Source organism: Blastococcus sp. SYSU DS1021 (genome assembly GCF_054050995.1).
The window spans coordinates 102,885-118,751 of sequence record NZ_JBJHAL010000002.1 but is presented as its reverse complement, the minus strand read 5'-3'; the positions used below and the strand labels follow the sequence as shown (position 1 = coordinate 118,751).

The following is a 15,867-nucleotide window of genomic DNA, read 5'->3' as shown; positions in this document are numbered from 1 at the left end:
CGCACGCTCGCGGCGGGTCCCGGGACGAGGCCCGACCGCCCTCCCCGCACGCGCGGGGAGGGCGGTCAGCTCAGAAGCCGTCGGGGCACCACGGCGTGACCGGCCAGCCGAACGCCGTGGACGCGAGCGTGACCGCGCCCGGGCTGATCTCGGTCACCCGGCCGGCGCCCTGCAGGGACGCGAGCGAGACGCCGCCCAGGTAGGCGGCCGAGAGCTCCTCGATGCCCAGCACGATGTCGGGGTCGCGATCGGTACGGCCGCAGTAGCCACCGGCCGGGTGCCCGGAGAGCCGCCAGCGCCCCTCGTTCCACGGGCAGAACGCGTCCCGCACCTCCAGCACGAGGTCGATGGGGGCGGGGTAGCGGCGGGCCGCCAGCGCCCGGTCGACGTCGACCAGCCGCACCCACAGGCCGTCGACCGGCGTGCTGTGCAGCGCCCGGGCATCGGTGACCAGCCAGCGCAGTGGGTCGTCGGGCGAGGCCGCCGGGTACTTCACCGTGCGGACCAGGTCGACCGACAACAGCACCTGCCACAGCGCGGCGTAGGCCGGGGTGCCGGTCGCCCGCACCTCCTCGACGGTCAGGGTGCCGTCGGGCTCGCCGGTGTCGCTCCAGGCGCCCTTCACCCGGTAGGCGGCGTACCCGGTGACCGTGCCGTCGGCCTCGCGGTGCAGCAGGTAGCGGCGCTCGGTGGCCCCGTGCCGCCGGGACGGGTCGTCGCGCAGTTGCCGGTCCCACCAGCGGTCGTCGCGCACCATGTTGCCGGGCACCCAGCGGTGCACCGCCCGGTGCACGTCCACGGCGGCGGGGCGGTACTGCTCGACCGGCACCTGCTCCACCCGGCCGGTGCCGAGGTCGACGTCCGGGCGCAGCCGCAGGCGCTCGGTGCGGCCGGAGAACCGCGCCTCCACCGTCGCCGGCGCGTAGCCGAACCGGCCGTAGATCGGGTACTCGGCCGCCCACAGCGCGGCCACCGGCTCGCGCTGCTGCTCGTGCAGCTCGGTGAGCTGGCGGCGCATGATCGCGGTGAGCAGGCCGCGCCGGCGGTGGGTCGGGGCGACGGTCACCCAGGTGACGCCGGCGCAGGGCACCAGCGCGCCGGGGACGGCGAGGGTCCGGCTGTAGATGCCGGCGGTGGCGACGACGCGGTCGCCCTCCCACAGGGCCAGCGACCGGTCCAGCTCCGCCACCGACGACGGCCGCTCGATGAAGTCGGCCGGCGCCTCGTCGGCGAAGACGTCGTGCATGGCCCGGCTGAAGACCGGCCACTCGTCGGGGGTCACCGGACGGAACCGGGCGTCGAGGTCGCTCACAGCGCTGTGTCTACCGGGCGGCTCCGACAGGCCGCCAGCGAGTTCGGCTCAGGCGCGCAGGTAGGCCAGGGTGGCGAGCACACGTCGGTGCTGGTCCTCGTCCTGGGTGAGCCCGAGCTTGGCGAAGATGTGCTGGGTGTGCTTCTCCACCGCCCCCGGGGTGACCACGAGCGCCCGGGCGATCGCGGTGTTCGAGTGCCCCTCGGCGATCAGCCCGAGCACCTCGCGCTCCCGCGGGGTGAGCCGGCGGACCGGGTCGTCGGCCCGGCGGCGGGCGAACAGCTGGGCGACCACCTGCGGGTCGAGCACCGTGCCCCCGCCCCGCACGTCCTCGAGCGCGGTCAGGAACGTGTCGACGTCGGCCACCCGGTCCTTGAGCAGGTAGCCCACGCCGCCGGCGCCGTCGGCCAGCAGCTCGTCGGCGTAGGCCACCTCCACGTACTGGGACAGCACCAGGACGGCGGTGCCCGGCACCGCGGACCTGGCCTCGACGGCGGCGCGGAGGCCCTCGTCGGTGTGCGTCGGCGGCATCCGTACGTCGACGACGGCGACGTCGGGCCGGTGCTCGCCGACCGCGCGGACCAGGGACGGCCCGTCGGCGACCGCGGCCACCACCTCGGCGTCCGCCTCCTCCAGCAGCCGGACCAGGCCCTCGCGCAGCAGCACCGAGTCCTCGGCGAGCACTACCCGCACGGCAGGTCCCCGGTCAGCCGGGTCGGCCCACCCCGGGGGCTGTCGACGACGAGCACGCCGTCGACGGCCTGCAGCCGGTCGGCCAGCCCGGCCAGACCGTGCCCCGGTGCCGCCACCGCGCCGCCGGTGCCGTCGTCCTCGACCACCACGCGCAGCCGGTCGCCGGTGCAGCTCACCTCGACCCGGCAGGTGGTCGCGCTGCTGTGCTTGGCCACGTTGGCCAGCGCCTCGCTGACGACGAAGTAGGCGGTGTTCTCGGTGACCGGGGCCAGCCGCTCGCTCGGCAGGTCGACGGCGAGGTCGACGGGCACGGGGGAGCGGGCGGCGAGGGCGGTCAGCGCAGCGGCCAACCCTCGGTCGGCGAGCACCGGCGGGGCGATCCCGCGGGAGAGTGCGCGCAGCTCCTCCAGCGTCTCCCGCGCCAGCCCGGCGGCTTCGCCGAGCGTCTCGCGGGCGGCGCCCGGGTCCCGGTCGAGCTGCCGCTGGGCGCGGGCGAGGTCCATGCCCAGCCGCACCAGTCGCTGCTGCGGGCCGTCGTGGATGTCGCGCTCCAGTCGGCGCAGCGCCACCGCCTCGGCGGCGACAGCCGCGTCCCGGCCGCCGGCGAGCCGGTCGATCTCGGCCTGTGCCGCCGCGCGGGAGGTCAGCATCGCCTTTCCGAGGAGAGCCTGCAGCAGCGCGCTGCCGCGCACGGCGAACGGGAGCAGGAGGCCGAAGACCAGCCCGATCGCGGTGTAGAGGGCGATCCGGCGCAGCGGGCTGGTCTCGAAGCCGAGGGTCTCGAGCAGGTCGTGGTTGTCGGGGTCGAGGGTGGCGTCCGGCAGGGCCCAGTCCCAGGCCGCGTAGGTCAGGCCGCCGAGGGTGATCGCCCAGAACGTCACCGTGATGACGAACGACAGGGTCGCGACGGGCAGACGGACCAGCGCGTGCAGCGCGTCCAGCCAGGTCTGCGGATCGCGCAGCGGCGTGATCATCCGCCGGACCGGGCGACCCTCGGCGCGGCGGTAGGCGGGCCGCTGCACCGGCCGGCCGAGCACCGCGGGCAGCCACGCCCGCTCGACGGTGGCGAAACCGCGGGCGGCCAGCAGCGTGCCAGCCAGCACCGCCACCCCGACCCAGACGACGAGCAGTCCGGCGCCGAGTGCCAGGCCGGTGATCACGACGACGAACGCAGCCACGCCGACCGGGAAACCGGCCAGCGAGTACCCGGTGTCGATGCCCAGCTGCCGCACACGGCCGGGGCGGCGCGTCACCGGGAGCCGGTCGCTCGCGGGCGGGAGCACGAGGGTGTCTGCGGTCATGCCGTCGAGCCTGCTGCGACGAGGTGCCCGGCCCCATCCCGCTGGCTGGCCGGTTCGTGGTCGGGCCGTCCCGACTGCGGTGCTGCGGTCATCTCGGCGCGAGATGCTCCTCCGCCCGCCGCCGCGGTGTCCAGCGCCGCGGCCGAGGTGGGTCCCCCGCTAGGGTCGGGGCGTCACGCCGGCGTCGACGTGCGCCCCGGTCGCCGGCGCCCCGACCGACGGAGGCTCCTCGTGCGCTCTCGCGCCGTTCCGCTCGCACTCAGCGCGGTCCTGCTGGCCGGCTGCACCTCGTCCGGCGACGAGGAGGCCGAGGAGGCCCAGGTGGCCGAGGCCGTCACCTCGGCACCCGACGAACGGCTGACGGTCGTCGCGGACGCCGATCCGGTGGGGACGGCGGTGAGCGCGAGCCGCGCGCTGTTCGACTCCTCCGACGTCGCGGTGCTCGCGGACGAGGACGACTCGGCGGGCCTGCTGCTGGGCGCGTCGGCCGCGGTAGCGCTGGGTGTCCCGCTGCTGGTCACCGGCGGCGCCGAGGCGCCGGAGCCGGTGACCGGCGAGCTGGAGCGGCTGGGCACGGGCACCGTGCTGGCCGTCGGGGACGTTGCCCTGCCGGAGGGTGCGGGGCCGGAGGTGGTGACGGTCCAGGCGGACGCCGAGGCGGTCGCCGCCGCGACCGGCGTCGACCTCGCCGAGGGCGATCCCGTCCCGGCCGACGGCGAGGCCGCGGCCGTGGCGGGGCTGGACCCCGAGCAACCCGCCGCGCTGCAGCCGGAGGGCGGCAGCGGCGGGTCGGCGGGGCAGACCGCGGAGGAGACCGGTGAGGAGGGCTCCGACGCGGAGCTCCCCGAGACGGCCCGCCCCGAACCGCTCGAGGACACGGTCGTGCTCGCCTCGGGCGAGCCCGGTTCGGTGGCCGGCATCGCGACGGCCCGCGCGGCCGGTGCCCAGGTGCTGCTGACCGGGGGCAGCACCGACCCCCGGGCCTCGGCCGACGTCGTAGGCGCCCTCGGCGAGGCGCAGCCCGAGGCGGTCGTCGCCCTCGGCGCGGGGTTCGCCGCCGAGGACGGCCTGGACTGGAAGGTGGAGACCGCCGCCACCGGGGTGGAGCTCCCCGGCGGCGGCCAGACGCTCTTCCCCGGCAAGCTCCTCGTGGCCCTCTACGGGCACCCCGGCACCGCGGCGCTCGGTCTCATGGGCGAGCAGCCGGTCGACGCCGCCGTCGAGCGGGCGCGGGCGCACGCGGCGCCCTACGAGCCGCTGGTCGAGGAGACGGTGGTGCCGGCCTTCGAGATCATCGCGACCATCGCCTCGGCCTCGGCCGGGCCCGACGGCGACTACTCCGCGGAGGCCGATCCGGAGTTCCTGCGGCCGTGGGTGGACGCGGCCGGTGAGGCCGGGCTGTACGTCGTCCTCGACCTGCAGCCGGGGCGCACCGACTTCGTCACCCAGGCGGAGCTCTACCGGTCGCTGCTGGAGGAGCCGCACGTCGGCCTGGCCCTGGACCCGGAGTGGCGGCTGGGCCCGAACGAGGTGCACCTGCGGCAGATCGGGTCGGTGGACGTCGAGGAGGTCAACCGGGTGGTGCACTGGCTGGCCGACCTCACCCGCGACAACCAGCTGCCGCAGAAGCTGCTGGTGCTGCACCAGTTCCGGCTCGACATGATCCCGGGCCGTGAGCGGGTGGACCTCAGCCGCGACGAGCTGGCCGTGATGGTGCACGCCGACGGCCAGGGCGGGCAGGGCGCCAAGCAGAGCACGTGGGCGACGCTGCGGCGGGACGCCCCCGAGGGCCTGTGGTGGGGCTGGAAGAACTTCTACGACGAGGACATCCCGATGCTCACGCCGGAGCAGACGATCGAGCAGGTGGAGCCCGATCCGCAGCTGATCAGTTACCAGTAGGCCGCAGACCGTTCGCTCGGCTGTCAGCACCGGTCCTTAGCGTCCCCTCCCGGATCCCCTGCGCACGGTCACGGGGACCATCGATGGAGAGGAACGACCGGATGAGACGGCGGACCACGCTGTCCGTGGCGGCTGCCGCGGCGGCGCTGACCATGGCGACCATGAGCCCCGCCGCGGCGGCGCCCGGCACGGCGGACGACCTGACGCTGACCATGCTGGCCACCACCGACCTGCACGGGCGCGTGCAGAACTGGGACTACTTCGCCGACCGGCCCTACTCGGAGCGGGCCGGCTTCGAGACCGGGCTGGCGAAGGTGGCCACGGTCGTCGACTCGGTGCGCGCCGAGCGCGGCGAGGACAGCGTCTTCGTGGTCGACAACGGCGACTTCCTGCAGGGCACGCCGCTGACCTACTACTACGCCAAGCAGGAGCCGGTCACCCGGACCCGCGTCGAGCACCCGATGGCGGCCGCCTTCGACGTGATCGGCTACGACGCGCAGGTCGTCGGCAACCACGAGTTCAACTACGGCCTGGACCTGCTGCGGCGCTACGCCCGCGACGTCGACCACCCGGTGCTCGGGGCCAACGTGCTGCACGAGCCGTCGCGCCAGCCCTACCTGCCGCCGTACACGATCAAGCAGATGCGCGTGCCCGGCCACAAGCCGGTCAAGGTCGGCATCATCGGCCTGACCACCCCCGGCTCGGCGATCTGGGACAAGAACAACGTCGAGGGCCGCGTGGCGTTCCAGGACATGGTGGAGGCGGCGCAGCGCTGGGTCCCGGTCGTCGACCGGAAGGCCGACGTCGTCGTCGTCCTGTCGCACGCCGGGGTCGGTGGGACGTCGTCCTACGGCCCCGAGGTGCCGACCGAGAACCCCTCGGACGTCATCGCCCGGACCGTGCCGGGCATCGACGCCATGGTGGTCGGCCACACGCACCAGAACGCCCCCTCCCAGGTCGTGACGAACGAGGTCACCGGCGAGGACGTGCTGCTCACCCAGCCCTACCGCTGGGGCGCCACCGTCTCGCAGGTCGACATCGAGCTGCAGCAGGTCCGCGGGAAGTGGGACGTCGTGGGCGCGTCCGCACAGGCGCTGAGCACCGCGGGGGTCGAGGAGTCGCCCGAGGTGCTGGCCGCCACGGCGGAGGCGCACCAGAAGACGGTGGAGTACGTCAACCAGGTGGTGGCCACCTCGGCGGAAGAGCTCTCCGCGGCGACCAGCCGGTACGAGGACACCGCGATCCTGGACTTCATCCAGGACGTGCAGACCGACACCGTGGCCGCCGCCCTGGAGGGCACCGACCGGGCCGACCTGCCGGTGCTGTCGATCGCGGCGCCGTTCAGCCGGGAAGCCGTGTTCCCGGCCGGTGACGTCACCGTCCGCGACATCGCCGGGCTCTACATCTACGACAACACGCTCGAGGCCGTGGAGCTCACCGGGGCCCAGCTGAAGGAGTACCTGGAGTTCTCCGCCCGGTACTTCGAGCAGGTGCCGGCCACCGGGGACGTCGACCCGGAGACGATCACCAACGCGGTCGTGGACGGCTTCCCGAACGGGATCCCCGACTACAACTACGACGTCCTCTCCGGCGTCGACTACGACATCGACGTGTCCCAGCCGGCCGGCTCCCGCATCGTCGGGCTCTCCTACGAAGGGGCGCCGGTGGGCGACGACGACCGGTTCGTCGTGGCGGTCAACAACTACCGCCGCAGCGGGGGCGGCAACTTCCCCGCGATCAGCACCGCGCCGGTGGTCTACAACGAGCAGCTGGAGATCCGGCAGCTGCTCATCGAGCGCGCCCAGCAGGAGGGCGTGATCGACCCGGCGGAGTTCTTCGTCGAGAACTGGCAGCTCGTCCGCGACGGTGAGCCGCTGATCCCGTGACGCCCTGACACCGACCGCCCGACCCGGGTGGGAGCGGTCGGGAGCCCCGGAGCGCTCGTCGCGCCGGGGCTCCCGTTCTGTCGGGGGCCTGTGGTGTGCTGACGTACACATCGACCCCGCGAGGAGTGACCTCCTGTGACCAGTGCCGTCATCGGCCCCGCCGACCAGCTCGACCCGAGGCTGCTCGAGCACCGCCGTGAGCTCACCGGTTACTGCTACCGGATGCTCGGCTCGGTGTTCGACGCCGAGGACGCGGTGCAGGAGACGATGGTCCGCGCCTGGCGCGGGCTCGGGGACTTCGAGGGCCGCTCGGCGGTCCGCTCGTGGCTGTACCGGATTGCGACGAACGTCTGCCTCGACGCGCTCAACGGCCGGTCGCGCCGTGCCCTGCCGATGGACCTCGCGGGGTCGCCCTATCCGCCGGTCCCGGCGTCGCTGGCCGGCCGCAAGCCGGCGTCGGCGTGGATCGAGCCGGTGCTCGACCGCCAGGTGCTCCCCGAGGACGGCGACCCGGCCGAGCAGGCCGTGGCCCGCGAGTCGGTGCGGCTGGCCTTCGTCGCCGCCCTGCAGCACCTGCCGCCCAGGCAGCGGGCGGTGCTGATCCTGCGCGAGGTGCTGCGCTGGAAGGCCGACGAGGTGGCCGAGCTGCTCGACACCACCGTGGCCTCGGTGAACAGCGCGCTGCAGCGCGCCCGGGCGACGCTCGCCGACGTGGGTGGGCGCCCCGCGCCGCGCACCCTCGACGACGAGGACCGCGCGCTGCTGGCCCGCTACCTCGACGCCTTCGAGCGCTACGACATCGACGCGTTCGTGCAGCTGCTGCACGAGGACGCCACCCAGCACATGCCGCCGTTCGAGATGTGGCTGCGCGGGCGCGACGACATCGGCACCTGGATGCTGGGGCCCGGGGCGGGGTGCAAGGGCTCCCGGCTGATCGAGACCTCGGCGAACGCCACGCCGGCCTTCGCCCAGTACCGCCCGGCCGAGGGCGGTGGGCACGTGCCGTGGGGCCTGCACGTGCTGGAGATCGAGGACGGCCGGATCGCCCACATCTCCAGCTTCCTGAACCTCGACTGCGAGCTGTTCGCCGCGCTCGGGCTGCCGACGAAGCTGTAGCCGCCGGGAGCGTGTGAACCGCACTGGCCATCGCCGGTCGGGGAGGTCGGGGTCAGCGGGTGGCCACCAGGCCTGCGCCCACACCCCCGAGAAGCGCGCCGGTCGTGCGGTCCCACCACCGCCGTACCCGGTCGCGACGCAGCAACGACGACAGCCGGACGCCCAGCGCGATCACCGCCGCCCACGCGAGGAAGCCGAGCGCGACGTCCAGGGCGCCGAGGGCCACCACCTGCAACCACACGGGGGCCGCGGCGGGCACCAGGAACTGCGGGAGGACGGCGGCGAAGAAGAGCACCGCCTTGGGGTTGAGCAGGTTCGTGAACAGCGCCTGGGCGAACGCCGACCGGGCGGAGACGTCGGCCTGGCGCGGGTGGTCAGCCGCGGGCGTTCGGCGAAGAGTCGGCAGGATCAGCCGGCCGCCCAGGTAGAGCAGGTAGATCCCGCCGGCGATGCGGAGCGTGGTCAGCAGGTCCGGATGCCGAGCCAGGACGACCGACAGCCCGGCCACGGCCAGGATCAGGTGCACGCACAGGCCGAGTTGCGCCCCCAGGGCGGCGGCCGCGCCGGGCCGGAAGCCTCGGGTGGCCGCTCGCAGCACGACGGCCATGTCCGGGCCGGGAATGACGTAGGCCAGCAGGGCCACGCCCACGAACGCCCACCAGTCGAGGTCCACGTGCCGACCGTCGCACGAGCTCGCCGCGAGGGCCACGCGTTGACGGTCGCGGCGAGAGAGCGGGCGACCGACGAGTCCGACACGTTCAGCGTCCGATTGACCCGGTCCTGCCCGGTGCCCACCCTGGGGCGATGACGGCGGTGCCACCCGTGAACGGGCGATGGGCGTGGGATGCGCGCGGTGAGGGCCGGGCGGTCCGGGTCTCGACGCACACCGAGAACGGCCTGGTCAAACTGAGCCTCTGGCGCGGGGAGACCTGCGTCGGGACGGCCCGGCTGGGGCCGGAGGACGTCAACCAGCTGGTCACCGGGCTCGTCGAGGGGCTGACCACGCTGGCCGCGCGCCCCCGGGTCGTCGGTCCGGACGCGACCCGGGTCGTCGAGCTGGAGATCAGGCTGGCCCGCCTGGAGCAGCAGCGGGCGCCGTTGTGGCGCCGGGCCGCCGATGCGGCCGGCGGCTGGGCGGTGCGGCAGGCCGCGCGCCGGCCGCGCTGATCCGGCGCGGATCCGACGACTCCGTCCCGTACGGCTCGCGGGGCGGAGTCGTCGAGGTGCCGACTCCCGTCAGCGGCGGGGCAGGGCCCGACCAACCCGCGCCCGTTGAGCAGAGCGCCGTCGGTCATCGCTCTCCTCTCCACCGCACAGCCGGTCACGGTCGCCGACGCCGACGTCCGGACTCATCGCCCACGTCGGCCGTCAGCCTGACGACGCCGGGGACCGGGAGTCGCCGAGCGGACGGCGGACGTACGCGGCGGCCAGCAGGGCGCCGGCGGCCAGCAGCCCGGCCAGGATGAGCATCGCGGTGCGGAAGCCGTCGGCGAACACGAGCGGATCGGCGTAGTCGGCGCCGCCGAGCCCGGCGGCGACGGGGACGATCGCGACGGCGAGCAGGCCGGCGGCGCGGGCCACCGCGTTGTTGACCCCCGACGCCACGCCGGCGTGGCGGTCGGCGGCGGAGGCGAGCACGGTGGCGGTCAGCGGGGCCACCAGCAGCGTGAGGCCCGCGCCGAAGAGCGCCACGGCCGGGAGCACGTCGCGCAGGTAGGAGGCGTCCGGACCGATCCGCAGCATCAGCAGGACTCCGGCCGCCGCCACGGCCGGTCCGCCGGTGAGCAGGGCGCGCGGCCCGATCCGCTGGGCCAGCGCCCCGACGCGGGCGGAGAACAGCAGCATGAGGACGGTGACGGGCAGCAGCGCGGTGCCGGCCAGCAGCGGGCTGAAACCGGAGACCACCTGCAGCTGCAGGACGAGCAGCACAAAGAGCGCACCGAGCGCGGCGTAGACGAAGAAGGTCACGGCGTTGGCGGCCGTGAACTGCCGGTCGGCGAAGAGCGCCGGGGGGACCAGCGGGTGCCGTGACCGGCGCTCGACCCCGACGAACGCCGCCAGGGCGAGGGCCCCGACCGCGGCCCACAGCCAGGTGCCCGCGCTCGCCCCCGCGTCCCCGGCGGCGGTGAGGGCGTAGGTCAGGGCGCCGAGCCCCGTGACGACCAGCGCCGTCCCGCCCCAGTCCAGCCGCGGGGCGGCTGCCGGGTCGCGGGACTCGGGGACGTGCCGAAGGACGACGGCGATGACCACGGCCGCCACCGGCAGGTTGACGAGGAAGACGGCCCGCCAGCTCCACTCGACCAGCCAGCCGCCGACGAACGGCCCGACCGCCGCGGCGATCCCGGAGAACCCCGACCAGGCGCCGACGGCGGCGGCGCGGTCGGGCCCCGAGAACGACGCCGAGATGATCGCCAGGCTGCCCGGCGTCAGCAAAGCCCCGCCGACTCCTTGCAGGGCGCGGGCGGCGACGAGCGTGCCGACGTCCGGGGCCAGGCCGCACAGCAGCGAGGCGAGGGCGAACCAGCAGACGCCGACGACGAAGATTCGGCGCCGCCCGTACCGGTCGCTGAGCGATCCGCCCAGCAGGATCAGCGCGGCGAGGGTGAGCGTGTAGGCGTTGACCGTCCACTGCAGCCCGGCGAAGTCCGCGCCCAGGTCGGCGCCGATCCGCTCGAGGGCCACGTTGACGACCGTGGCGTCCAGCATCGCCACGCCCGAGCCGAGGACGGTCGCGAGCAGGACCCAGCGCCCCTGGGCCGTGCCCATGCGCAGGCCGGTCGCCGCGGCGGCAGGTGACGTCACGGGCGACTCCCTCCGCCGGCTGCGTGCTGTCCGCCGCTGTGCAACGCCGCCGCCGACCACGGATTCCCGCCGACCGGCCGGCCTGGGAAGATGCCGCGGCGGCGCGCATGATGTCGGGCATGGCGCCCGAGACAGACCTCGTCATCGCGGCCGGCGAGGTGCCGGGCTACCTGGGTCCGACCGCGGCGCTGGTGGTCGCCGCCGCGGTGATCGGGTACCTGTCGGCCCGGGCCCGCGTCGTCCCGATCGTCGGGTTCCTGGTGGCGGGCGTGCTGATCGGCCCGGCCCAGCTGGGCGTGGTGGACAGCAGCGAGGCCGTGGAGGCCGCCGCGGACATCGGCGTCATCCTGCTGCTGTTCACCATCGGGATCGAGTTCTCGCTGGAGCGCCTGGCCCGGGTCTGGACGTGGATCGCCGTCGCCGGCGGGCTGCAGCTGGTGCTCGCCACCGGAGCCGGGCTGGGCTTGACCCTGGCGCTGGGCGGCGGATGGCGCGACGGACTGTTCACCGGGTTCCTGCTGGCGCTGTCGTCCACGGCCATCGTGCTCAAGCTGCTGGGGGAGCGGCGGGAGAGCTCCGCCGTCCGCGGCCGCCTGGCGCTGGCGGTGCTCATCGCCCAGGACCTCGCGGTCGTGGCCATGGTGCTGGTCGTGCCGCTGCTCGGCCCGACCGCGGACGGCGGCGGCTCCGCGGGCGGCTCGCTGGTGTGGGCGGTGCTCACCGCGGTCGGGGTCATCGTCGCGGTGCTGGTGCTGGCCCGCCGGGTGATGCCCGCGCTGCTGGACGTGGTGGCCCGCACCTGCTCGCCGGAGGTGTTCCTCCTCGCGATCGTCGCCATCTGCTTCGGCACCGCCTACCTGACCGCGCTGGCCGGGGTGAGCGTGTCGCTCGGGGCGTTCCTGGCCGGGCTGGTGGTGAGCGAGAGCCGGGCCAGCACGCAGGCCCTCGCGGAGGTGCTGCCGCTGCAGATCGTGTTCAGCGCGGTCTTCTTCGTCTCGGTGGGCATGCTGCTCGACCTGCGCTTCATGCTCGCCAACCTGTCCCTCGTGCTGGGGGTGGCCGCGGGGGCGCTGGTGCTGAAGACGCTGACCACCACCGTCGCCGCCACCGCCGTCGGTATCCGGCTGCGCACCGCGGGCGCGACCGGGCTGCTGCTGGCGCAGGTCGGGGAGTTCTCCTTCGTGCTGCTCACCGTGGGCACGGCTGCAGGGCTGGCGCCGCTCGGGCTGGCCGACGACGGCGCGCAGGTCGCCGTCGCCGCGACGGTGCTGCTCATGCTGGTCACCCCGCAGCTGGCCGCGGCGGCGGCGCGGCTGGACCGTCCCCGCAGCGCCGCGCCCGCCTCAACGGAGGAGGCGGCGCCCGACGACGACGGCCCGCGGGACCACGTGGCGATCATCGGGTGGGGCCCCACGGCGCTGGAGCTCGCGGCCACGCTGCGCGACCGGGAGGTGGGCGTGGTGATGACGACGCTCAACCCCGACGGGGCGGCCGAGGCGGAGGCCGCCGGGCACACCGTGGTGCGCGGCGACCCGACGAAGGGGGAGGTGCTGCGGGTGGCCGGGGTCCCCGCGGCGCGCCTCGCCGTCGTCGCCGAGGACGACCCCGAGCAGGCGGTGCGGGTGGTCGCTGCGGCCCGCGCGGCCACCACCGCGCCGATCATGACGCGCCCGCTGGGTGCGGTCGACGTCGCCGAGCTGGCCGACGCCGGCGCCGACCACATCCTCGACCGGGACCGGCTCTCCGCCCAGGCGCTGCTGCGCTCGGTGCTGGCCGAGCTGGGTCACCCCGACGGGCACCCGGGGCGGGGCCGGACCGTCGTCGACACGGCCCGGGTGGTCCGCTACGCGTGGCCGGAGGGCAGCGGCTGCGACCACGGCGCGGCGTCCCGGCCGGTGCTGCCGCAGGCCTCCGGCTGCGTGGGGTGCCTGCGGGAGGGCACCGAGTGGGTGCACCTGCGCACCTGCCTGAGCTGCGGGTACGTCGGGTGCTGCGACTCCTCGCCGGGCCGGCACGCGCGGGCGCATGCGACGGGGGAGGAGCACCCGCTGGCCGCCTCGGCCGAGCCGGGGGAGAGCTGGGCGTACTGCTTCGTCGACGACGTGACGGTGCCGGCGCCGTCCGGGGCGGCCCCGGAGGTCGAGCCCTCGTCCCACTCGAACGTATAGCGCACCCCGGGGCTTGCGGCAAGACCCCGGGAGGGCCGCACACTCGCCCGCCGAGGCCGCTGACCGGGTGCGATCGCACCCGGCGGCAGCCCCGGATCGGAGCTGCTGCCGTGCCCGTGACCACCCGTCCCTTCGACCTCCCCGAGCGCCTGGCCGCCAAGGCCGATCCGGCGCTGATCGCCGCCGACGAGCGGCACTTCGCGGCCGTCGCCGAGAGCCTCGAACGATCGATCGCCGAGCTCTCCCAGCGGCTGGCCGCCGAGCGCGCGGCCCCCGGCGGCGCCGGCCAGGCGGCGCTGGAACGCGACCTGGAGGTGCACCGGCTCGCCGCCCGCCTGCGCACCCTGCGCCGGTTCGGGCTGGACCTCTGCCTGGGGCGCGTGGTGCCCGCCGACGGCGGCGAGCCGGTGTACGTCGGGCGCCTCGGGCTCACCGACGGCGCCGGCCGCCGGCTGCTCGTCGACTGGCGGTCGCCGGCGGCGGAGCCGTTCTTCGCCGCCACCCACGCCGACCCGATGGGCCTGGCCAGCCGCCGCCGCTACCGCTGGACCCGCGGCCGGATCACCGACTACTGGGACGAGGTGTTCACCCCCGAGGGGCTCGAGGGGCACGCCGCGCTCGACGACCAGTCCGCCTTCCTCGCCAGCCTCGGTGCCACCCGGTCGGACCGCATGCGCGACGTGCTCGCCACCATCCAGGCCGACCAGGACGCGATCATCCGCGCCGGCTCCCGCGGCGGCCTCGTCGTCGACGGCGGGCCGGGCACCGGCAAGACCGTCGTCGCCCTGCACCGCGCCGCCTACCTCCTCTACGCCGACCCGCGCGTCGGGCACCACGGCGGCAGCGTGCTGTTCGTGGGCCCGCACGAGCCGTACCTCGCCTACGTCGCCGACGTCCTGCCCGGCCTGGGGGAGGAGGGCGTGCGCACCTGCACCCTGCGCGACCTGGTGCCCGAGGGGGCGGCCGCGGTGGCCGAGGACGATCCGGAGGTGGCCCGGCTGAAGTCGTCCGTGGAGATGGTCGCGGCGATCGAGGCGGCCGTCCGGTTCTACGAGGAGCCGCCGGCCCGGGGGACGACGGTGACGACGCCGTGGGACGACGTCCGGCTGACCGCGGAGGACTGGGCCGAGGCGTTCGAGGCGCCCGAGCCCGGCACCCCGCACAACGAGGCGCGCGAGCAGGTGTGGGCGGCGCTGCTCGAGATCGTGGTGGACGCCCACGACGCCGACGTCGACCCCTCGCTGGTCCGGGCCGCGCTGGCGGAGGACCGGGCGCTGCGGGCGGTGTTCGCCCGGGCCTGGCCGATGCTCGACCCGGCCGACCTCGTCGGTGACCTGTGGTCGGTGCCGGCCTACCTGCGGCGGTGCGCCCCGTGGTTGAGCGCCGAGGAGGTGCGCCGGCTGCAGCGCCCGGACCCGCGCGCGTGGACGGGAGCCGACCTGCCGCTGCTCGACGCGGCGCGGCTCCGGCTGGGCGACCCGGGGGCGGCCCGGCGGGCGCGGCGGGAGGCCGCCGTCGTGGCGTCGGAGCGGGAGCGCATGTCGGCGGTGATCGACGAGGTGATCGCGGCCGACGACTCGGAGCTGCTGCTGATGACGAGCCTGCGGCACGGTGACCTGCGCGACGCGCTGGTCGACCAGGCCGCGCTGCCCGCGGCGGCCACCGACCCGCTGGCCGGCACGTTCGCGCACATCGTCGTCGACGAGGCCCAGGAGCTGACCGACGCGGAGTGGTCGATGCTGCTGCGCCGCTGCCCGTCCCGGAGCTTCACGGTCGTGGGGGACCGGGCGCAGGCGCGGCGCGGGTTCCCCGAGTCGTGGGAGGAGCGGCTGCGGCGGGTCGGGCTGGCGGAGGTGCGCCGGATGTCGCTGACCGTGAACTACCGGACGCCGGCGGAGGTCATGGCGGATGCCGAGCCGGTGATCCGGGCGGTGCTGCCGGACGCCAACGTGCCGACGTCGGTGCGCAGCACCGGGGTCCCGGTCGTGCACGGGTCCTTGTCGTCGCTGCCCCGGATCGTCGACGAGTGGCTGGGCGCGCACGCGGAGGGGATCGCCTGCGTGATCGGCGACCCGGCGTTCCCGGAGACGCCGCGGGTGCGCTCGCTGAACCCGTCGCTGGCGAAGGGGCTGGAGTTCGACCTCGTGGTGCTCGTCGACCCGGAGCGGTTCGGCACCGGCGTCGGGGGAGCGGTCGACCGCTACGTCGCCATGACGCGGGCGATCCAGCAGCTCGTCGTCCTCACGAGCGCCTGAGACTTGCAATCAGCCAGCGTGGAGCGGGTGACCGGGATCGAACCGGCATGGCCAGCTTGGAAGGCTTGGTCCTCTGAGTGATGTCTTTCCTGGTCAGAAGCCTGTCGGGCAGTGTTCGTGCCTTCCGGTTGCCTTATCACTGGGCTCGCTTTCGACGAGGTGGCCCGGCTCAGCGTGGCGGCACGCTGAGCCGGGCCGTCCAGGAGCGGATCACGGCCGGATCGCACGAGTTCTACGTCGTCCCCCGGCCACTCCGGCAGCAGACGAGGTCGACGGCCCGGGCGCGTACGCGGGGCTGGGGCCCTCCACGACCGACCGTGCATCCGCCCAGGCCCGCAGCGCCTCGACCAGCGCTGCCCGCCCGTCCGGAGTTCCTCGCTCGGAGGCCCTCTCGGGCATCTCGGTAACGGTTCCTGGGCTGCACCTTGCACATTG

At 75.1% G+C, this 15,867-nt stretch carries 11 protein-coding genes; 6 read left to right on the top strand and 5 right to left on the bottom strand.

All coding sequences use genetic code 11. From position 1 onward, the window contains the following. Positions 1–70 precede the first annotated feature (70 nt). The 3 genes from ACI8AP_RS02115 to ACI8AP_RS02105 are packed head-to-tail and all read right to left on the bottom strand — an operon-like array spanning position 71 to position 3,306. A complete protein-coding gene (locus ACI8AP_RS02115) occupies positions 71–1,312 on the bottom strand; it encodes a GNAT family N-acetyltransferase (RefSeq protein ID WP_456587670.1) in 1,242 nt (413 codons plus the stop codon). A gap of 48 nt (positions 1,313–1,360) precedes the next feature. After that, a complete protein-coding gene (locus ACI8AP_RS02110; RefSeq protein ID WP_456587669.1) occupies positions 1,361–2,005 on the bottom strand; it encodes a response regulator in 645 nt (214 codons plus the stop codon). Beyond that, positions 1,996–3,306, bottom strand: coding sequence for a sensor histidine kinase (locus tag ACI8AP_RS02105; protein WP_456587668.1), 1,311 nt, complete (start codon positions 3,304–3,306; stop codon positions 1,996–1,998). Before ACI8AP_RS02105 ends, ACI8AP_RS02110 begins: the two co-directional genes overlap by 10 nt. A 231-nt stretch (positions 3,307–3,537) precedes the next feature. Between ACI8AP_RS02105 and ACI8AP_RS02100 the strand changes: the two genes are divergently transcribed. The 3 genes from ACI8AP_RS02100 to ACI8AP_RS02090 all read left to right on the top strand — a co-directional run bounded on the left by ACI8AP_RS02100 (position 3,538) and on the right by ACI8AP_RS02090 (position 8,207). After that, positions 3,538–5,205 (top strand): hypothetical protein, encoded by a 1,668-nt coding sequence (locus ACI8AP_RS02100; RefSeq protein ID WP_456587667.1) that lies wholly within the window; start codon positions 3,538–3,540, stop codon positions 5,203–5,205. Positions 5,206–5,306: 101 nt separating this feature from the next. After that, a complete protein-coding gene (locus tag ACI8AP_RS02095; protein ID WP_456587666.1) occupies positions 5,307–7,091 on the top strand; it encodes a bifunctional metallophosphatase/5'-nucleotidase in 1,785 nt (594 codons plus the stop codon). 135 nt (positions 7,092–7,226) lie between these two features. Beyond that, positions 7,227–8,207 carry a sigma-70 family RNA polymerase sigma factor gene (locus ACI8AP_RS02090; protein ID WP_456587665.1) on the top strand — a complete coding sequence of 327 codons (981 nt, stop codon included), beginning with the start codon at positions 7,227–7,229 and terminating at the stop codon, positions 8,205–8,207. A 52-nt stretch (positions 8,208–8,259) separates the two neighbouring features. Here the strand turns inward: ACI8AP_RS02090 and ACI8AP_RS02085 are convergent, their stop codons facing one another. Continuing rightward, positions 8,260–8,880 carry a LysE family translocator gene (locus tag ACI8AP_RS02085; RefSeq protein WP_456587664.1) on the bottom strand — a complete coding sequence of 207 codons (621 nt, stop codon included), beginning with the start codon at positions 8,878–8,880 and terminating at the stop codon, positions 8,260–8,262. 149 nt (positions 8,881–9,029) lie between these two features. Here ACI8AP_RS02085 and ACI8AP_RS02080 point away from each other — a divergent pair, with 149 nt between their 5' ends. Further along, the gene (locus tag ACI8AP_RS02080; RefSeq protein ID WP_456587663.1) at positions 9,030–9,374 is read left to right on the top strand and encodes a hypothetical protein; all 345 of its coding nucleotides are present in this window, start codon (positions 9,030–9,032) and stop codon (positions 9,372–9,374) included. A 201-nt stretch (positions 9,375–9,575) separates the two neighbouring features. Here the strand turns inward: ACI8AP_RS02080 and ACI8AP_RS02075 are convergent, their stop codons facing one another. Then, positions 9,576–11,009: an MFS transporter gene (locus tag ACI8AP_RS02075; protein ID WP_456587662.1), complete on the bottom strand. Its 1,434-nt coding sequence runs from the start codon at positions 11,007–11,009 to the stop codon at positions 9,576–9,578. Between the two features lie 119 nt (positions 11,010–11,128). Here ACI8AP_RS02075 and ACI8AP_RS02070 point away from each other — a divergent pair, with 119 nt between their 5' ends. Then, a complete protein-coding gene (locus tag ACI8AP_RS02070; RefSeq protein WP_456587661.1) occupies positions 11,129–13,177 on the top strand; it encodes a cation:proton antiporter domain-containing protein in 2,049 nt (682 codons plus the stop codon). 116 nt (positions 13,178–13,293) lie between these two features. After that, positions 13,294–15,432 (top strand): RNA polymerase recycling motor ATPase HelR, encoded by a 2,139-nt coding sequence (helR, locus tag ACI8AP_RS02065; RefSeq protein ID WP_456587660.1) that lies wholly within the window; start codon positions 13,294–13,296, stop codon positions 15,430–15,432. The last annotated feature ends 435 nt before the right edge of the window (positions 15,433–15,867 follow it).

Coding starts and splice junctions, on each gene's coding strand:
- ACI8AP_RS02070 (WP_456587661.1), top strand. CDS start 11,129: ATGGCGCCCGAGACAGACCTCGTCATCGCGGCCGGCGAGGTGCCGGGC.
- ACI8AP_RS02105 (WP_456587668.1), bottom strand. CDS start 3,306: ATGACCGCAGACACCCTCGTGCTCCCGCCCGCGAGCGACCGGCTCCCG.
- ACI8AP_RS02095 (WP_456587666.1), top strand. CDS start 5,307: ATGAGACGGCGGACCACGCTGTCCGTGGCGGCTGCCGCGGCGGCGCTG.